9 protein-coding genes are annotated in these 19,763 nt (G+C 72.0%); all 9 read left to right on the plus strand.

Features of this window, described 5'->3' with window-relative positions:
* Positions 1 to 183: 183 nt before the first annotated feature.
* Positions 184 to 4,500 (plus strand): pyochelin non-ribosomal peptide synthetase PchE, encoded by a 4,317-nt coding sequence (gene pchE, locus M6E97_RS00295; RefSeq protein ID WP_033938963.1) that lies wholly within the window; start codon positions 184 to 186, stop codon positions 4,498 to 4,500.
* Complete coding sequence (pchF, locus tag M6E97_RS00300; protein WP_023094437.1) at positions 4,497 to 9,926, plus strand: pyochelin non-ribosomal peptide synthetase PchF; 5,430 nt, start codon at positions 4,497 to 4,499, stop codon at positions 9,924 to 9,926. Before pchE ends, pchF begins: the two co-directional genes overlap by 4 nt.
* Positions 9,923 to 10,972, plus strand: a complete 1,050-nt coding sequence (gene pchG, locus M6E97_RS00305; RefSeq protein ID WP_033938961.1) for a pyochelin biosynthesis thiazoline reductase PchG — start codon at positions 9,923 to 9,925, stop codon at positions 10,970 to 10,972. Before pchF ends, pchG begins: the two co-directional genes overlap by 4 nt.
* Positions 10,969 to 12,681: an ABC transporter ATP-binding protein PchH gene (pchH, locus tag M6E97_RS00310; RefSeq protein ID WP_033938960.1), complete on the plus strand. Its 1,713-nt coding sequence runs from the start codon at positions 10,969 to 10,971 to the stop codon at positions 12,679 to 12,681. Before pchG ends, pchH begins: the two co-directional genes overlap by 4 nt.
* Positions 12,678 to 14,402 carry an ABC transporter ATP-binding protein PchI gene (gene pchI / locus M6E97_RS00315; protein WP_023094440.1) on the plus strand — a complete coding sequence of 575 codons (1,725 nt, stop codon included), beginning with the start codon at positions 12,678 to 12,680 and terminating at the stop codon, positions 14,400 to 14,402. Before pchH ends, pchI begins: the two co-directional genes overlap by 4 nt.
* A gap of 91 nt (positions 14,403 to 14,493) precedes the next feature.
* Positions 14,494 to 16,656 carry a Fe(3+)-pyochelin receptor FptA gene (gene fptA, locus M6E97_RS00320; protein ID WP_003111969.1) on the plus strand — a complete coding sequence of 721 codons (2,163 nt, stop codon included), beginning with the start codon at positions 14,494 to 14,496 and terminating at the stop codon, positions 16,654 to 16,656.
* A complete protein-coding gene (locus tag M6E97_RS00325; protein WP_003111968.1) occupies positions 16,656 to 16,937 on the plus strand; it encodes a hypothetical protein in 282 nt (93 codons plus the stop codon). The genes fptA and M6E97_RS00325 overlap by 1 nt, the downstream gene beginning before the upstream one ends.
* Position 16,938: 1 nt before the next feature.
* Positions 16,939 to 18,444 carry a PepSY-associated TM helix domain-containing protein gene (locus M6E97_RS00330; protein ID WP_034005961.1) on the plus strand — a complete coding sequence of 502 codons (1,506 nt, stop codon included), beginning with the start codon at positions 16,939 to 16,941 and terminating at the stop codon, positions 18,442 to 18,444.
* A complete protein-coding gene (locus M6E97_RS00335) occupies positions 18,437 to 19,681 on the plus strand; it encodes a RhtX/FptX family siderophore transporter (RefSeq protein ID WP_003112118.1) in 1,245 nt (414 codons plus the stop codon). Before M6E97_RS00330 ends, M6E97_RS00335 begins: the two co-directional genes overlap by 8 nt.
* Positions 19,682 to 19,763: the final 82 nt, after the last annotated feature.

Below are 19,763 nucleotides of genomic sequence, written 5' to 3' on the forward strand. Positions count from 1 at the left end.
CGACCCCCGACCCGGCCACGGGAGGGGTGTCGCCGCTGCGGGATGACGCTGCATCTAACGAAACAGTCCGGCTGTCTAAAGCATTGCCGGCCAGGCCTCCCAGTCAAGTGAGATAAGGTCGCATTTGATAATCGTTGCCAGGAACTGGCAACCGACCTCAGATGCTTGCCCTAGGGAGCCCCCATGGATCTGCCCCCCGATTCCCGTACCGCCCTGCGCGACTGGCTGACCGAGCAGCTCGCCGACCTGCTCGGTGAACCGCTTGCCGACGTGCGCGCCCTGGCGGACGACGACGACCTGCTGGGCTGCGGCCTCGACTCGATCCGCCTGATGTACCTGCAGGAACGCCTGCGCGCGCGTGGCTCGACGCTGGACTTCGCCCAGTTGGCGCAGCGCCCCTGCCTGGGGGCCTGGCTCGACCTGCTGGCCTGCGCGGACCGGCTGTCCGCCCCGGCAACGGTCGCGCTGCCGACGGCGCAGGATCGCGACCAGCCGTTCGAGCTGTCTTCCGTGCAGCAGGCCTACTGGCTGGGACGTGGCGCCGGCGAGGTGCTGGGCAACGTCAGCTGCCATGCCTTCCTGGAATTCCGCACGCGGGATGTCGACCCGCAGCGCCTGGCCGCGGCGGCAGAGTGCGTGCGTCAACGCCACCCGATGTTGCGGGCGCGCTTCCTCGACGGTCGCCAGCAGATCCTTCCGACTCCGCCGCTGTCCTGCTTCGACATGCAGGACTGGCGCACCTTGCAGGTGGACGAGGCCGAGCGCGACTGGCAGGCGCTGCGCGACTGGCGCGCCCATGAATGCCTGGCGGTGGAGCGTGGCCAGGTGTTCCTGCTCGGGCTGGTGCGCATGCCGGGCGGCGAGGATCGCCTCTGGCTGAGTCTCGACCTGCTTGCCGCCGATGTCGAAAGCCTGCGCCTGCTGCTGGCCGAACTGGGCGTTGCCTACCTGGCGCCGGAGCGCCTGGCGGAGCCGCCGGCGCTGCATTTCGCCGACTACCTGGCGCGCCGTGCGGCGCAACGCGCCGAGGCTGCGGCGCGGGCCCGCGACTACTGGCTGGAACGCCTGCCGCGCTTGCCGGACGCGCCGGCCCTGCCGTTGGCCTGCGCGCCGGAAAGCATCCGCCAGCCGCGCACCCGGCGCCTGGCATTCCAGCTTTCCGCCGGCGAGAGCCGGCGCCTGGAGCGTCTTGCCGCGCAGCATGGCGTGACCTTGTCCAGCGTGTTCGGCTGCACCTTCGCGCTGGTCCTGGCGCGCTGGAGCGAAAGCGCGGAATTTCTCCTCAACGTGCCGTTGTTCGATCGGCATGCCGACGACCCGCGTATCGGCGAAGTGATCGCCGACTTCACCACCCTCTTGCTGCTGGAGTGCCGGATGCAGGCCGGGGTGTCCTTCGCCGAGGCGGTGAAGAGCTTCCAGCGCAACCTCCACGGAGCCATCGACCACGCCGCATTCCCCGCCCTGGAGGTGCTCCGCGAGGCGCGCCGGCGGGGCCAGCCGCGCTCGGCGCCGGTGGTGTTCGCCAGCAACCTGGGCGAGGAGGGCTTCGTCCCGGCGGCCTTCCGCGACGCTTTCGGCGATCTCCACGACATGCTCTCGCAGACCCCGCAGGTCTGGCTCGACCACCAGCTCTACCGGGTGGGCGACGGTATCCTGCTGGCCTGGGACAGCGTCGTCGGCCTGTTCCCCGAAGGCCTGCCGGAAACCATGTTCGAAGCCTACGTGGGGCTGCTCCAGCGTCTCTGCGACAGCGCCTGGGAGCAGCCCGCCGATCTGCCGTTGCCCTGGGCGCAGCAGGCGCGCCGGGCCCTGCTCAACGGCCAGCCGGCATGCGCCACGGCGCGCACCCTGCATCGCGACTTCTTCCTTCGCGCCGCCGAGGCGCCGGATGCTGACGCGCTGCTCTATCGCGACCAACGTGTCACCCGCGGCGAACTGGCCGAGCGTGCGCTGCGCATCGCCGGCGGCCTGCGCGAAGCCGGGGTGCGCCCCGGCGACGCGGTCGAGGTCAGCCTGCCGCGCGGACCGCAGCAGGTCGCGGCGGTATTCGGTGTGCTCGCCGCAGGCGCCTGCTACGTGCCGCTGGACATCGACCAGCCGCCCGCACGGCGGCGCCTGATCGAAGAGGCCGCCGGGGTATGCCTGGCGATCACCGAGGAGGACGATCCGCAGGCCTTGCCGCCGCGCCTGGATGTCCAGCGCCTGCTGCGCGGCCCGGCGCTGGCCGTCCCCGTGCCGCTGGCGCCGCAGGCCAGCGCCTATGTGATCTACACCTCGGGCTCCACCGGGGTGCCCAAGGGCGTCGAGGTCAGCCACGCGGCGGCGATCAATACCATCGACGCGCTGCTCGACCTGCTGCGGGTGGACGCAGCGGACCGCTTGCTGGCGGTCTCCGCGCTGGACTTCGATCTGTCGGTCTTCGACCTGTTCGGCGGCCTCGGCGCCGGTGCCAGCCTGGTCCTGCCGGCCCAGGAACAGGCGCGCGATGCCGCCGCCTGGGCGGAGGCTATCCAGCGGCATGCGGTGAGCCTGTGGAACTCGGCGCCGGCCTTGCTGGAGATGGCCCTCAGCCTGCCGGCGAGCCAGGCCGACTATCGCAGTCTGCGGGCGGTGCTGCTGTCCGGCGACTGGGTGGCCCTGGACCTGCCCGGCCGCCTGCGCCCACGTTGTGCCGAAGGCTGCCGCCTGCATGTGCTGGGTGGCGCTACCGAAGCGGGCATCTGGTCGAACCTGCAGAGCGTCGATACGGTGCCGCCGCACTGGCGTTCGATTCCCTACGGCCGGCCATTGCCGGGACAGGCCTACCGGGTGGTCGACGCCCACGGGCGCGACGTGCCGGACCTGGTGGTCGGCGAGTTGTGGATCGGCGGCGCCAGCCTGGCCCGCGGTTATCGCAACGATCCCGAACTCAGCGCCCGGCGCTTCGTCCACGATGCCCAGGGCCGCTGGTATCGCACCGGCGATCGCGGTCGCTACTGGGGCGACGGTACCCTGGAATTCCTCGGTCGGGTCGACCAGCAGGTGAAAGTGCGCGGCCAGCGCATCGAGTTGGGCGAGGTGGAGGCCGCGCTGTGCGCCCAGGCTGGCGTGGAGAGCGCCTGCGCGGCGGTGCTCGGCGGTGGCGTGGCGAGCCTCGGTGCGGTGCTGGTACCGCGCCTGGCGCCACGGGCCGAAGGCTCCATGGAACTGCCGGCCGCACAGCCCTTCGCCGGCCTGGCAGAGGCCGAGGCGGTACTCACCCGGGAAATCCTCGGCGCGCTGCTGGAGGCGCCGCTGGAGCTAGACGACGGTTTGCGCCGGCGCTGGCTGGACTGGCTGGCGGACTCCGCCGCCAGCGCGCTGCCGACGCTCGACGAGGCGTTGCGCCGGCTCGGCTGGCAGGCCGCGGGGCTGACCGCGATGGGCAACGCTCTGCGCGGCCTGCTCGCCGGCGAACAGGCGCCGGCCGCGCTGCTCCTCGATCCCTGGCTGGCGCCGCAGGCGGTGGCCGCGCGCCTGCCGGACGGCCGCGAGGCCCTGGCGCGCCTGCTCGAAGCGCTGCCGACGCCGGCTGCCGGCGAACGCCTGCGGGTGGCGGTGTTGGATACCCGCGCCGGGCTCTGGCTCGACCAGGGCATGGCCTCGCTGTTGCGCCCGGGGCTGGAACTGACCCTCTTCGAACGCAGCCGCGTCCTCCTCGACGCCGCCGCCACCCGCTTGCCGGAACGGATCGTGGTGCAGGCGCTGGACGACGGCCTGCTACCTGCCGAGCACCTCGGTCGCTACGACCGGGTGATCAGCTTCGCCGCGCTGCACGCCTACGAGGCCAGCCGCGAAGGCCTGGCGCTGGCGGCGGCGCTGCTGCGCCCGCAGGGCCGCCTGTTGCTGGTGGACCTGCTATGCGAGTCGCCACTGGCGCTGCTCGGTGCGGCCTTGCTCGACGACCGGCCGCTGCGCCTGGCGGAGTTGCCGAGCCTGTTGGCCGATCTCGCCGCTGCGGGACTGGCGCCGCGTTGCCTGTGGCGCAGCGAACGGATCGCCCTGGTCGAGGCGCTGGCGCCGGGACTCGGGCTCGACGCCGCCGCGCTCCAGGCCGGCCTGGAGCAACGCCTGCCCCAGGCGATGCGGCCCGAACGCCTGTGGTGCCTGCCAAGCCTGCCGTTGAACGGCAATGGCAAGGTCGATCGTCGCCGCCTGGCCGAGAGCATGACCCGCGCACTCGGCGAGTGTCGTGACGAGCCCTCGGCGGAGGAGCCGCTGGAAGCCCATGAGCAGGCGCTGGCCGAGTGCTGGGAAGCGGTCCTCAAACGCCCGGTGCGTCGTCGCGAGGCGAGCTTCTTCAGCCTCGGCGGCGACAGCCTGCTGGCGACCCGCCTGCTGGCCGGCATACGTGAGCGTTTCGGCGTACGCCTGGGCATGGCCGACTTCTATCGCCAGCCGACCCTGGCCGGTCTTGCCCGCCACTTGCAGGCGCAGACCGTCGAAATCGAGGAAACCCAACTGGAAGAGGGCGTGCTATGAGCCTCGGCGAACTGCTGGAAACCTGCCGCAGCCGGCGCATCGAACTCTGGAGCGAGGCGGGCCGCCTGCGCTATCGCGCCCCCCAGGGCGCCCTCGACGCCGGCCTCGCCGAGCGCCTGCGGGCCGAGCGCGAGGCTCTGCTGGAACACCTGGAGGGCGGCCCTGGCTGGCGCGCCGAACCCGACCTGGCCCACCAGCGCTTCCCGCTGACCCCGGTGCAGGCCGCCTACGTGCTGGGCCGCCAGGCGGCCTTCGACTACGGCGGTAACGCCTGCCAGCTGTACGCCGAGTACGACTGGCCGGCCGACACCGATCCGGCGCGCCTGGAGGCGGCCTGGAACGCCATGGTCGAGCGCCACCCGATGCTGCGCGCGGTGATCGAGGACAACGCCTGGCAGCGCGTGCTGCCCGAGGTGCCCTGGCAGCGGCTGACCGTACATGCCTGCGCGGGGCTCGACGAGGCCGCTTTCCAGGCGCACCTGGAGCGGGTCCGCGAACGCCTCGACCACGCCTGCGCGGCGCTCGACCAGTGGCCGGTCCTGCGCCCCGAGCTGAGTATCGGCCAGGATGCCTGCGTGCTGCACTGCTCGGTGGATTTCACCCTGGTCGACTACGCCAGCCTGCAATTGCTGCTTGGCGAATGGCGCCGCCGCTATCTCGATCCGCAATGGACGGCGGAACCGCTGGAGGCGACCTTCCGCGACTATGTCGGCGTCGAGCAGCGTCGACGCCAGTCGCCGGCCTGGCAGCGCGACCGCGACTGGTGGCTGGCGCGCCTCGACGCGCTGCCGGGGCGTCCCGACCTGCCGCTGCGGGCGCAGCCGGACACCCGGTCCACGCGCTTCCGGCACTTCCACGCGCGCCTCGACGAGGCCGCCTGGCAGGCGCTCGGCGCGCGCGCCGGCGAACACGGCCTGAGCGCTGCCGGCGTGGCCCTGGCAGCCTTCGCCGAGACCATCGGTCGCTGGAGCCAGGCACCGGCGTTCTGTCTCAACCTGACGGTACTCAACCGGCCGCCGCTGCATCCGCAGCTGGCGCAGGTGCTCGGTGACTTCACCGCGCTCAGCCTGCTGGCGGTGGACAGCCGCCACGGCGACAGTTTCGTCGAGCGTGCCCGACGCATCGGCGAGCAGATGTTCGACGACCTCGACCACCCGACCTTCAGCGGCGTCGACCTGCTGCGCGAACTGGCGCGCCGGCGCGGTCGCGGCGCCGACCTGATGCCGGTGGTGTTCACCAGTGGCATCGGCAGCGTGCAGCGCCTGCTCGGCGATGGCGAGGCGCCGCGCGCGCCACGCTACATGATCAGCCAGACCCCGCAGGTCTGGCTGGACTGCCAGGTCACCGACCAGTTCGGCGGCCTGGAGATCGGCTGGGACATACGCCTCGGGTTGTTCCCCGAGGGCCAGGCTGAAGCCATGTTCGACGACTTCGTCGGGCTGCTCCGGCGCCTGGCGCAGAGCCCGCGCGCCTGGACCGACGGTGATGCCACGGAACCCGTCGAGGCGCCGCCGCAGGCGTTGCCCGGTAGTGCCCGGAGCATCGCCGCCGGTTTCGCCGAGCGTGCCCTGCTGTCCCCCGACGCCACGGTGATCCACGATGCCGCCGGCAGCTACAGCTACCGCCAGGTCGCCCAGCACGCCAGCGCCCTGCGCCGTGTCCTGGAAGCGCACGGCGCGGGCCGTGGCCGGCGGGTCGCGGTGATGCTGCCGAAAAGCGCCGCGCAACTGATCGCGGTGATCGGCATCCTCCAGGCCGGTGCCGCCTATGTGCCAGTGGACATCCGCCAGCCGTTGCTGCGGCGCCAGGCGATCCTCGCCAGCGCCGAAGTGGTCGCGCTGGTCTGCCTGGAAAGCGATGTCCCGGACGCCGGCTGCGCCTGCGTGGCCATCGACCGGCTGGCCGCCGACAGCGCCTGGCCGCCACCGCCCGCGGCGGAGGTGGCGGCGGACGACCTCGCCTACGTGATCTACACCTCCGGCTCCACCGGCACGCCCAAGGGCGTGATGCTCAGCCATGCGGCGGTGAGCAACACGCTGCTCGACATCAACCAGCGCTACGGCGTCGACGCCAACGACCGCGTCCTCGGCCTAGCCGAGCTGAGCTTCGACCTCTCGGTCTACGACTTCTTCGGCGCCACCGCGGCGGGGGCCCAGGTGGTCCTGCCGGACCCGGCGCGCGGCAGCGATCCATCGCACTGGGCGGAACTGCTGGAACGCCACGCCATCACCCTGTGGAACTCGGTGCCGGCCCAAGGCCAGATGCTCATCGATTACCTGGAGAGCGAGCCGCAACGCCACCTGCCGGGACCGCGCTGCGTGCTCTGGTCCGGTGACTGGATTCCGGTCAGCCTGCCGACCCGCTGGTGGCGGCGCTGGCCGGACAGCGCGCTGTTCAGCCTGGGCGGCGCCACCGAGGCGGCGATCTGGTCGATCGAGCAGCCGATCCGCCCGCAGCACACCGAGCTGGCCAGCATCCCTTATGGCCGCGCCCTGCGCGGGCAGAGCGTGGAAGTCCTGGATGCCCGCGGGCGGCGCTGCCCGCCGGGCGTGCGCGGCGAGATCCATATCGGCGGGGTGGGCCTGGCGCTCGGCTACGCCGGCGATCCGCAGCGCACCGCCGAACGCTTCGTCCGTCACCCCGATGGCCGTCGCCTGTATCGCACCGGCGACCTCGGCCGCTACCTGGCCGACGGCAGCATCGAGTTCCTCGGTCGCGAGGACGACCAGGTGAAGATTCGCGGCCACCGCATCGAACTGGCCGAGCTGGACGCCGCGCTGTGCGCCCATCCGCAGGTCAACCTGGCGGCCACCGTGGTGCTCGGCGAGACCCACGAGCGCAGCCTGGCCAGCTTCGTCACCCTGCATGCGCCGGCGGAGGCTGGCGAGGACCCGCGCACGGCGCTCGACACGGTGCGCCAGCGGGCGGCCCAGGCCTTGCGCCGCGACTGGGGCAGCGAGGAGGGCATCGCCGCGGCGGTGGCCGCACTCGACCGTGCCTGCCTCGCCTCGTTGGCCGCCTGGCTGGCCGGCAGCGGTCTGTTCGCCAGTGCGACGCCGCTGGACTTCGCCACCCTGTGCCAGCGCCTGGGTATCGCCGAGGCGCGCCAGCGCCTGCTGCGCCACTGGTTGTGCCAGCTGGAGGAGGGCGGCTACCTGCGCGCCGAGGGCGAGGGCTGGCTGGGCTGCGCCGAGCGTCCCGCACAGAGTCCGGAGGACGCCTGGACGGCGTTCGCCGGCTGCGCGCCGGCGGCGCTCTGGCCGGCCGAGCTGGTCGCCTACCTGCGTGACAGCGCGCAATCCCTCGGCGAGCAACTGGCCGGGCGGATCAGCCCGGCGGCGCTGATGTTCCCGCAGGGCTCGGCGCGCATCGCCGAGGCCATGTACAGCCAGGGCCTGCATGCCCAGGCGCTGCACGAGGCGATGGCCGAGGCCATCGCTGCCATCGTCGAGCGCCAGCCGCAACGGCGCTGGCGCCTGCTGGAGCTTGGCGCCGGCACCGCCGCCGCCAGCCGCGCGGTGATAGCCCGGTTGGCGCCGCTGGTGCAGCGAGGGGCGGAGGTGGACTACCTGTTCACCGACGTTTCCAGCTACTTCCTCGCCGCCGCCCGCGAGCGCTTCGCCGACCAGCCGTGGGTACGCTTCGGCCGCTTCGACATGAACGGCGATCTTCTCGACCAGGGCGTGGCGCCGCATTCGGTGGATATCCTGCTTAGCTCCGGGGCCTTGAACAACGCGCTGGACACCCCGGCGCTGCTGGCCGGCCTGCGCGAGTTGCTGAGCGCCGACGCCTGGCTGGTGATCCAGGAACTGACGCGCGAGCACAACGAGATCAGCGTCAGCCAGAGCCTGATGATGGAAAACCCGCGCGACCTCCGCGACGAGCGCCGCCAACTGTTCGTCCACACCGGGCAATGGCTGGAGTGGCTGGCGGCACAGGGCGGCGACCTGGCTTGCGGGGTGGTGCCGCCGGGCAGCGCTCTCGACCTGCTTGGCTACGATGTCCTGCTGGCCCGCTGCAAGACCGACCGCGCCCGCCTGGAGCCGGCCGAGCTGCTGGCCTTCGTCGAAGCGCGGGTGCCGCGCTACATGCTCCCGGCGCAGTTGCGCGTGCTCGAACGCCTGCCGGTCACCGGCAACGGCAAGATCGACCGCAAGGCCCTGACCGGCTTTGCCCGCCAGCCCCAGGCGGACCTTCGGCATGGCGTCGCGCAGGCACCGGCCGACGAACTGGAGAATGCGCTGCTGGCACTCTGGAGGGAGGTGCTGGACAACCCGTCGCTGGGCGTCGAGCAAGACTTCTTCGGGGCTGGCGGCGACTCGCTGTTGATCGCCCAGTTGATCGCCCGTTTGCGCGAACGCCTGGAAAGCGCCCGCCGGCATCCGTTCGATCGCCTGCTACGCTGGGCGCTCAGCCAGCCGACGCCGCGCGGCCTGGCCGAACGCCTGCGCAGCGCGCCGGAAGAGGGCCGTGGGCCAGCCCTGGCCGCGGCGCGCGGCGTCGCCCCGGCGCCGGCCGGCATGTCGCGCGCACCGCTCGCCGAGGGCGCGGTGGCGCTCGACCCGCTGGTGCGCCTGGTGCCCGGCGAGGGCGTGCCGAGGGTGCTGGTCCACGAAGGCCTCGGCACGCTGCTGCCGTACCGCCCGCTGCTTCGCGCCCTGGGTGAGGGGCGGCCGTTGCTGGGCCTGGCCGTGCATGACAGCGACGCCTACCTGGCGATCCCCGCCGAGCATCTCAACGCCTGCCTCGGCCGCCGCTACGCTGAGGCGCTCCATGGCGCCGGGCTGCGTGAGGTTGACCTGCTCGGCTACTGCTCCGGCGGGCTGGTCGCCCTGGAGACCGCCAAGTCCCTGGTCCAGCGCGGGGTGCGCGTGCGCCAGCTGGATATCGTCTCCAGCTACCGGATTCCCTACCGGGTGGACGACGAGCGCCTACTGTTGTTCAGCTTCGCCGCGACCCTCGGACTGGATACCGCGGCGCTCGGCTTCCCCGCGCCGGAACGTCTCGGCCAGGCGGTGCAGGCGGCGCTCGCGCAGACACCGGAGCGCCTGGGCGCCGAGGCGCTGGCGGAGCTACCGGGCCTGGCCGATCTCGTCGCCCTGCGCGGCCGCGTGCTACAGGCGGCCAGCGGTAGCGCCGACGCCGCCAGCGTCGAACGCGACACCCTCTACCGACTGTTCTGCCACTCGGTGCGTGCCAGCCAGGCCGCGGCGCCGGAGCCCTACGTCGGCGCGCTGCGGCTGTTCGTGCCGGACGCCGGCAACCCATTGGTGCCGTGCTACGCCGAGGCCCTGGAGACCCAATGGCGGGCCGCCGCGCTCGGCGCGTGCGGCATCCACGAGGTGCCCGGCGGGCACTTCGACTGCCTGGGCGAAGCCCTGGCGCAATCCCTGTCGAAACCCATGCCAGAGGAGGCGAGCCGATGAGCGACGTCCGTTCCGTGGTGGTCGCCGGTTCCCGGTTCGGCCAGTTCTATGCCGCCGGCGTCGCCGCCGATCCGCGCTTCGTCCTGCGCGGGATCCTTGGCCAGGGCAGCCGGCGTTCGCGGGCGTTGGCCGAGCGCCTCGGGGTGGAGATCTGGTGCGAGGTCGAGGCGTTGCCCGACGATGTCCGCCTGGCCTGCGTCGCGGTCGGCGGCGCGGCACGCGGCGAGCAGGGCCCGGCGCTGGCCGAGGCGCTGATGGCGCGTGGCATCGACGTGCTGATCGAGCATCCGTTGCTGCCGCGCGAATGGCAGGACCTGCTGCGCAGCGCCGAGCGCCTGGGCCGGCGCTGCCTGCTCAACACCTTCTATCCGCAGTTGCCGGCGGTGGCGCGTTTCATCGAACTGGGCCGCCAGTTGCACCACCGGCGCGGCATCCGCCACCTGGACGCGGCCTGCGGGGTGCAGGTCGGTTTCGCCACCCTGGACATCCTCGCCGCGTTGCTGGAGGGCGTCGGCCCCTGGTCGCTGGAGTCGCCCTCGAACGACCTGTCGGCGATGCGCGGGCTGTCCCTGGTGTTGGCGGAAGTGCCGTTGAGCCTGCACGTGCTCAACGAACTGGCGGCCGCCGACGACGGGCGCATGACCTTGTTGCAGCGCGTCAGCCTGACCACCGATCGCGGCACGCTGAGCCTGCTCAGCCCCCATGGCCCGTTGCTGTGGACGCCTGCGGTGGCGGTACCGGCAGAGGATGACGACGGCCTGTTCGCGCTGTTCGACGAGATAGCCGGCGAACCGCTGCCCAGCGCCCAGCTCTGGTATGCCGAACCGTGCAACTGGGCCCAGGTGCACCAGCGCCTGTGGCCGGCGGCGGCGGCCGAGGCGCTGGCGCTGCTCGCCGACGGCGACGAGGTGCGCCGGCGCAACCAGCGCAGCCTGGAGGTCGCCGCCCTGTGGCAGCGGATCGGCGAGCGCCTTGGCTTCCCCGAGGCGCCGCCGGCGTCGCTGGCGCCGGCGAGCCTGGAACAGGTGCTGGAGCAAGCCTCGTGACCCCGGTGCTGTGGCGCCTGCTGCGCACCTATCGCTGGCGGCTGGCGGCGGCCATGGGGTTGCAGGCCCTGGCCGGGCTCTGCTCGCTGTTGCCCTGGATGCTTCTCGCCTGGCTCGCCGAGCCGCTGGCGCGCGGCCAGGCGCAGCCGGCCCTGCTGGCCCTGGTGCTGCTGGCGGTGCTGGCCTGGCTGGGCTGCCAGGCGCTGGCCGCGCACCTGGCCCACCGGGTCGACGCGGACCTCTGCAACGACCTGCGCCTGCGCCTGCTGGCGCACCTGCAACGGCTGCCGCTGGACTGGTTCGGTCGCCAGGGCCCGGACGGCGTGGCGCGCCTCGTGGAGCAGGACGTGCGGGCCCTGCACCAACTGATCGCGCACGCTCCCAACGATCTCAGCAACCTGTTGGTGGTGCCGCTCGTCGCGTTGCTCTGGCTGGCCTGGCTGCACCCCTGGCTGCTGCTGTTCTGCCTGCTGCCGCTGGTGCTGGCCGCCGCCGGCTTCCTGCTGCTGCGCTCGGCGCGCTACCGCGACCTGGTGCTGCGGCGCAACGCCGCGCTGGAAAGGCTCTCGGCGGACTATGGCGAATTCGCCCACAACCTGCTGCTGGCCCGACAGTACCCCGGCGCCGGCATACAACAGGGCGCCGAGGCGTCGGCGGCGGCCTTCGGCGAAGCGTTCGGCGCCTGGGTGAAGCGGGTCGGCCACCTCGCCGCGCTGGTCTACGTGCAGTTGTCGACGCCCTGGCTGCTGGCCTGGGTCCTGCTCGGCGCGCTGGTCCTGGATGCCCTCGGCGTGCCGCTGGCGCTCGGCCAGGCCTGTGCCTTCCTGCTCCTGCTGCGGGCCCTGGCCGCCCCGGTGCAGGCGCTCGGCCACGGCGGCGACGCGCTGCTGGGCGCGCGCGCCGCCGCCGAGCGCCTGCAGCAGGTATTCGACCAGGCGCCGTTGGCCGAGGGCCGCTCGACCCGCGAGCCGGTCGATGGCGCGGTGGCGCTGCACGGCCTGGGCCATGCCTACGAGGGCGTGGAGGTCCTGGCCGATATCGATCTGGAGCTGAAGGATGGCAACCTGGTGGCCCTGGTCGGTCCCTCGGGCTCCGGCAAGAGCACCCTGCTGCACCTGCTGGCGCGCTACATGGACGCGCAGCGCGGCGAACTGGAGATTGGCGGCCTGGCACTGAAGGACATGCCCGATGCCGTGCGCCATCGGCATATCGCGCTGGTCGGCCAGCAGGCGGCGGCGCTGGAGATATCCCTGGCCGACAATATCGCCCTGTTCCGCCCCGATGCCGATCTCCCGGAGATTCGCCAGGCGGCCCGTGACGCCTGCCTCGACGAGCGCATCATGGCCCTGCCGCGTGGCTACGACAGCGTGCCGGGACGCGACCTGCAACTGTCCGGCGGCGAACTGCAACGACTGGCCCTGGCCCGTGCGCTGCTATCGCCGGCGCGCCTGTTGCTGCTCGACGAGCCGACCTCGGCGCTGGATCCGCAGACCGCCCGGCAGGTCCTGCACAACCTGCGCGAGCGTGGCGGCGGCCGGACCCGGGTGATCGTCGCCCATCGTCTGGCCGAAGTCAGCGATGCCGACCTGATCCTGGTGCTGGTCGCTGGCCGTCTGGTCGAACGCGGCGAGCACGCGGCGCTGTTGGCGGCGGACGGCGCCTATGCGCGCTTGTGGCGTGAACAGAACAGCGCGGAGGTGGCGGCATGACCCTGTTCGAACGAATGCGTGCGCTGCCCGAAGACTGCCGTGCCGCGTTGCGCCGGGCAAGCGCTTGGGCGGTCCTGGCGGCGCTGCTGGACGCCGCTTGCGGCGTATTGCTGGTGCCGTTGGTCGAGGCCTGGTTCGCCGAAGGCGCGTTGCCCTGGCGCTGGGTCGCCGCGTTGCTCGGCTTGAGCCTGGCGCAGGCGCTGTTGCAGTACCTGGCCCTGCGTCGCGGTTTCGCCGCCGGCGGCTCGCTGGCGGCTGGACTGGTGCGCAGCCTGGTGGCGCGCTTGCCGCGCCTGGCGCCGCCGGCGCTGCGCCGGGTCGCGCCGGCCGAAGGCCTGCTGCGCGGCCCGGTGATGCAGGCGATGGGCATTCCGGCGCACCTGCTGGGGCCGCTGATCGCCGCGATGGTGACGCCGCTCGGGGTGATCCTCGGGCTGTTCCTGATCGACCCGTCCATCGCCCTCGGCCTGCTCGTCGCCGGTGCCGTCCTCGCCGCGCTGTTGCGCTGGAGCGGGCGGCGCAATCTGGCGGCGGAGGATGCCCGGCTGGCCGCCGAGCGCGACGCCGCACGGCAGTTGCAGGCGTTCGCCGAACGCCAGCCGCTGCTGCGCGCGGCGCAGCGCGAAAGCGTCGCCCGCCAGGGGCTGGAAGAGGCCTTGCGCAGTCTCCACCGCAGCACCCTGGAACTGTTGCGGCGCAGCCTGCCCAGCGGCCTCGGCTTTGCCCTGGCGGTGCAGGCGGCGTTCGCCTTCGCCCTGCTCGGCGGCGCCTGGGCGGTGGAGCGGCAATGGCTGGACGGCGCGCGGCTGGTGGCCGTGCTGGTGCTGCTGGTGCGCTTCATCGAGCCGCTGGCCCAGCTCACCCATCTCGACCAGGCGTTGCGCGGCGCCTGGCAGGCGCTGGACACCCTGCTGCGGGTTTTCGCCCTGGCTCCGCTGCACAGCCCCGAGCCGGGCGAGCGGCCGCACGACGCCAGCCTGGCGGCCGAGGCCGTGGAATTGCGCCTGGAAGATGGCCGCGCCTTGCTCGAGGACATTTCCCTGAGGCTGGAGCCGGGTTCGCTGAACGTCCTCGTCGGACCCTCCGGGGCCGGCAAGAGCAGCCTGCTGGCGCTGCTCGGGCGGCTCTACGACGTCGATGCCGGGCGTGTCCTGCTGGGTGGCGTGGATATCCGCCGGTTGAGCGAAACGACCCTCGCCGCCAGTCGCAACCTGGTGTTCCAGGACAACGGCCTGTTCCGCGGCAGCGTTGCCTGGAACCTGCGCATGGCGCGAGCGGACGCCGATCTCGAAGCGCTGCGCGAGGCGGCGCGGGCGGTTGGCCTGCTGGAAGAGATCGAGGCCTGGCCGCAGGGCTGGGACAGCGACGTCGGCCCCGGCGGCGCACTGCTTTCCGGCGGCCAGCGGCAACGCCTGTGCCTGGCTCGCGGGCTGCTCTCGACGGCGCCGTTGCTGCTGCTCGACGAGCCCACCGCCAGCCTCGACGCCGCCAGCGAGGCGCAGGTGCTGCGCAGCCTGCTCGGGTTGCGCGGCCAGCGCACCCTGCTGGTAGTGACCCACCGCCCGGCGCTGGCGCGTCAGGCCGACCAGGTACTGCTGCTGGAGGAGGGGCGCCTGCGCCTCAGCGGACGTCACGCCGATCTGCTCGTCCGGGACGACTGGTATGCCGGTTTCGTCGGGCTGGCGGGCGAGGAAAGTTCCGCGACGGTCGTGGATCGATAGAGAAAGACCGGCAATCGAAAAAGCCCCGGAGACGATTTCTTCATAATGATAAGCATTATCAAATCGTATATCCCCCGAGGCTGTTCGAACGATGAAAACGGAGACGAAGGTGATCAAGGGACGCCAGGGCATCGCCCGCAATCGGCACACCCCGTTGTGCCTGGGGCTGCTGCTGGCGCTGAGTCCGCTGGCGGCGGCCGTGGCCGACGCGCGCAAGGACGGCGAGACGGAACTGCCGGACATGGTGATCAGCGGAGAAAGCACGTCTGCCACCCAGCCGCCGGGGGTGACTACCCTGGGCAAGGTGCCGCTCAAGCCGCGCGAGCTGCCGCAGTCCGCCAGCGTCATCGACCATGAGCGCCTCGAACAGCAGAATCTGTTCAGCCTCGACGAAGCCATGCAGCAGGCCACCGGGGTCACCGTGCAGCCGTTCCAGCTGCTGACCACCGCCTACTACGTGCGCGGCTTCAAGGTCGACTCCTTCGAGCTGGACGGGGTGCCGGCGCTGCTTGGCAATACTGCCAGTTCGCCGCAGGACATGGCGATCTACGAGCGGGTCGAGATCCTTCGCGGCTCCAACGGACTGCTGCATGGCACCGGCAACCCGGCGGCCACCGTCAACCTGGTGCGCAAGCGGCCGCAGCGCGAATTCGCCGCCAGCACCACCCTCAGCGCCGGGCGCTGGGACCGCTACCGCGCCGAGGTCGACGTCGGCGGCCCGCTGAGCGCCAGCGGCAACGTGCGCGGCCGAGCGGTGGCCGCCTACGAGGACCGCGACTACTTCTACGACGTGGCCGACCAGGGCACCCGCCTGCTCTACGGGGTGACCGAGTTCGACCTGAGCCCCGACACCCTGCTCACCGTCGGTGCGCAATACCAGCACATCGACTCGATCACCAACATGGCCGGGGTACCGATGGCCAAGGATGGGTCCAATCTCGGGCTGTCCCGCGACACCTACCTCGATGTCGACTGGGACCGCTTCAAGTGGGACACCTACCGCGCCTTCGGCTCCCTCGAACAGCAACTGGGCGGCGGCTGGAAAGGCAAGGTCAGCGCCGAATACCAGGAAGCCGATTCGCGCCTGCGTTACGCCGGCTCCTTCGGCGCCATCGACCCGCAGACCGGCGACGGTGGCCAGCTGATGGGCGCCGCCTACAAGTTCAAGAGCATCCAGCGCAGCCTCGACGCCAACCTCAATGGGCCGGTGCGACTGTTCGGCCTGACCCACGAACTGCTCGGTGGGGTCACCTACGCCCAGGGCGAGACCCGCCAGGACACCGCACGCTTCCTCAACCTGCCGAACACCCCGGTCAATGTCTACCGCTGGGACCCGCACGGCGTGCCGCGCCCGCAGATCGGCCAGTACACTTCGCCGGGCACCACCACCACCACCCAGAAAGGCCTCTATGCCCTGGGCCGGATCAAGCTCGCCGAGCCGCTGACCCTGGTGGTCGGCGGCCGCGAAAGCTGGTGGGACCAGGACACCCCGGCCACCCGCTTCAAGCCCGGTCGCCAGTTCACGCCCTACGGCGGGCTGATCTGGGACTTCGCCAGGGACTGGTCGTGGTATGTCAGCTACGCCGAGGTCTACCAGCCGCAGGCGGATCGCCAGACCTGGAACAGCGAGCCGCTGAGCCCGGTGGAAGGCAAGACCTACGAAACCGGGATCAAGGGCGAACTGGCCGACGGCCGCCTGAACCTGTCGCTGGCGGCGTTCCGCATCGACCTGGAGAACAATCCGCAGGAAGACCCGGACCATCCGGGGCCGCCCAACAATCCGTTCTACATCAGCGGCGGCAAGGTGCGCAGCCAGGGCTTCGAGCTGGAAGGCACCGGCTACCTGACGCCCTACTGGAGTCTCTCGGCCGGCTACACCTACACCAGCACCGAGTACCTCAAGGACAGCCAGAACGACTCGGGGACGCGCTACTCCACCTTCACCCCGAGGCACCTGCTGCGCCTGTGGAGCAACTACGACCTGCCCTGGCAGGATCGGCGCTGGAGCGTCGGCGGCGGACTCCAGGCGCAGAGCGACTACAGCGTCGACTACCGTGGCGTGAGCATGCGCCAGGGCGGCTACGCACTGGTCAACATGCGCCTGGGCTACAAGATCGACGAGCACTGGACGGCGGCGGTCAACGTCAACAACCTGTTCGACCGGACCTACTACCAGAGCCTGTCCAACCCCAACTGGAACAACCGCTACGGCGAACCGCGCAGCTTCAACGTCAGCCTGCGGGGCGCGTTCTGATGCCGCGCCGGCCGGGCTTCGGCTGGGCCTGGCGGGTTCCGCTGGCGCTCGCCGGCAGCCTGGCGGCGGCGACCGCCAGCGGCTATCTGTTGACTCGCGGGCTGCCCCTGGACGACCCGCTCGAGCGTCTCTACGCCGGGCTCTTCGGCGCGCTCGGGGTGGGCTTGTTGCTGCTTGTCGGCGGGTTGCTGGCGCGTGATCCGGGCAACTTCGCCTGGCGCCTGGGCGGTAGCCTGCTGGCACTGGGCCTGGCGTTGTGGCTGCTGGCGGGGCGCGGTTGAAGTGGCGGCGCGTCCTCTCCTGCTCTCGCTGCACGGTGGCGCCGGCGCGCTGTTCGGCGTGCTGCTGTTCGTGGTGCTGTTCAGTGGCGCCTGGAGTCTTGGCCACGACGACCTGCGCGAGTGGCTGCGGGCCCCGGCGCAGGCGGGAGGAGAAGCCCTTGCGCTGGAGCGCCTGCTCGAACGGGCGGGCGAGGAAGGCGTCGACATCGGCGATACGACCCTGCTGCTGCCCGCTCCCGGCCATGCCGCCTTCAGCGTCTGCGATGCGCGCCTGGACTGCCGGCTGGACCTCGACCCGGCCAGCGGCCGGGTGCTGCCACCGACGCCGGCGCTGGACCTCCTGCTGAACCTGCACAAGAGCCTGTTCGTCGGCTTCCCCGGGCGGGTGCTGGTCAGCCTGTTCGGTGTATCGCTGTTGCTGCTGTGCCTGGCCGGCGTGCTGCTGCACAGCCGCCGCTGGCGCGACCTGCGGCGTTGGCGGCGGGATCGCGGGCTGCGCCTGGCGCTGTTCGACCTGCATGGCCTGATCGGCATCTGGGGACTGCCCTGGCTGCTGTTGTTCGGTTTCACCGGCGCGCTCAGCGGGCTGGGCGCTCTCGGGACCCTGCTGCTGGCGCCGGTGGCCTACCCGCAGGAACCGAACCGGGTGTTCGTCGAGTTGATGGGACCGCCGCCGCCCGCCGCCGAGGGGCGGCCATTGGCGTCCCGCATCGATCTCGACCGCCTGCTTGCCGGCGATGCCGTGCGGGCGCCCGGCTTCGTTGCCCAGCGTTTGAGCCTCAGCCATGCCGGGGATGTCGCCGGCAGCGTGGAGATCGCCGGTATCCAGCGTGGCCTGCCGAGTACCGCGAACTTCGAGCGGCACCGCTATCGGCTGGCCGACGGCGCCCTGCTCGGCGAGCGCAGCTCGGCGCAGCGCGGGTTCTGGCTGCGCGCCTTCATCGCCGTGCAGCCGTTGCATTTCGCCCAGTACCAGTGGCTCGGGCCGGGCTGGTCCGCCGCGTTGCGCGGCCTGCACCTGGCGATGGGCCTCGGCGCCTGCCTGCTCTGCGCCAGCGGCCTGTACCTGTGGCTGCAACGACGCGCCTCGGCGCCGGACGCCCGCGTACGGCTCTTGCAGCGCCTGAGCCAGGGTTTCTGTGCCGGCCTGGTGGCGGCGGCCGCGTTGCTCCTGCTGGGGCTGCAACTCGCCCCCTCGGAGCTACTCGCCGGACCCTGGCCGGGGCGGCTGTTCCTTGTCCTGTGGGCCGCCGCTGGCCTGGCGGCGTTGCTGCTGCCGGGCGACTGGCCGCTGGCGCGCGGGTTGCTCGGCGTCGCCGGGTTGGCCTGCCTGGCGGCCGCCGTCGCGCACCTGGCGCCCTGGCTCATGCGCGGCCGGCTGCCGGCCCTGGGCTCCGACCTCACCTTGATCCTCTGCGGCGCGCCGCTCATCCGGCACGCCTGGATGCAGGCGCGCGCCGCCGCGCCACCCGCCCACCCCCGTGTCACCGGAGACCACCATGCTTGAGCTGTATCGCCACCGCCGCCTGGTCATCACCCTGGCGTTGCTCTACCTGTCCCAGGGCATTCCCATCGGCCTGGCCATGGACGCCCTGCCCACCCTACTGCGCCAGGATGGCGCGCCATTGCAGGCGCTGGCGTTCCTGCCCCTGGTGGGGCTGCCCTGGGTGGTCAAGTTCCTCTGGGCGCCCTGGGTTGACAACCATTGGTCGCGCCGTCTCGGCCGGCGGCGTAGCTGGATCCTGCCGATGCAATGCATCGTCCTCGCCTGCCTGCTCGGCCTGGCGACGCTCGGCCTCGGCGTGGCCAGCGCCGGTTGGGCGGTCGGCCTGCTGGCGCTGGCTTCGCTGGCCAGCGCGACCCAGGACATCGCCACCGACGGCATGGCGGCGGAGCACTTCAGCGGCGAGCTGCTGGCCAAGGTCAACGCGGTACAGATCGCCGGGGTGATGATCGGCTTCTTCGGCGGCGGCGCCGGCAGCCTGATCCTCGCCGGGCATTTCGGCCAGCGCACGGCGTTCCTGGTCATGGCCTGCGTGCCGCTGGCAAGCCTGTGCTGCGTGCTCGCCCTGGGGCGCGGCGACCCCCACGAACTCCCCCCGGCACCGGCCGCCAAGGCCAGCCTGCTGCGCTTCCTGCGTCGGCCGCTGGCGCCTTCGCTGCTGGCGCTGGCACTGCTGTCGGCGATGACCGCGGTATCCGGCTTCGGCCTGTCCAAGCTGTACCTCAGCGATGCCGGCTGGGCCTTGCAGGACATCGGCCGGCTGGGCATGAGCGGTGGCCTGGTCACGGTATTCCTCGGCTGCGGCGGCGGCGCCTGGCTGGTCAGGCGGATCGGCCTGTGGCGCGGTTTCGCCCTTGGCGTGGTGCTCGCCGGTTGTTCGGCGCTGCTCTGGTATCTGCAGGCCGGTCGCTGGTTGGCACTGAGCGAAGGATTGGCGTGGACCTGCGTGCTGATCGGCTCGCTGGCTACCGGCATCACCTCGGTGGCGATCCTCACCGCGGCGATGCGCTTCGCCGGCCAGGGCGGCCAGGCCGGCACCGATGTCACCGCGGTGCAGAGCACCCGAGACCTCGGCGAGATGCTGGCGTCTTCGTTCCTGGTCAGCCTCACCGCGCAGATCGGCTATGCCGGCGGTTTCCTCACCGGCAGCGCCCTGGCGGTGCTGGCCCTGCTGCTCGCCCTGCGCCTGCAGGCCGGCGAGGGGCGCGGGGAGTGGAAGGGGCGGGCGGAAGAGGCCTGAGGCGTTGCCGATAGGCGCGCAGCGCCCGGCACCCGCACGGATGCCGCCTCTCCCGCGGACGGGAGAGGCGGGAGAGGGCAGG

This window comes from Pseudomonas sp. B111 (assembly GCF_026428275.1).
Taxonomy (GTDB): Bacteria; Pseudomonadota; Gammaproteobacteria; order Pseudomonadales; family Pseudomonadaceae; genus Pseudomonas; species Pseudomonas aeruginosa.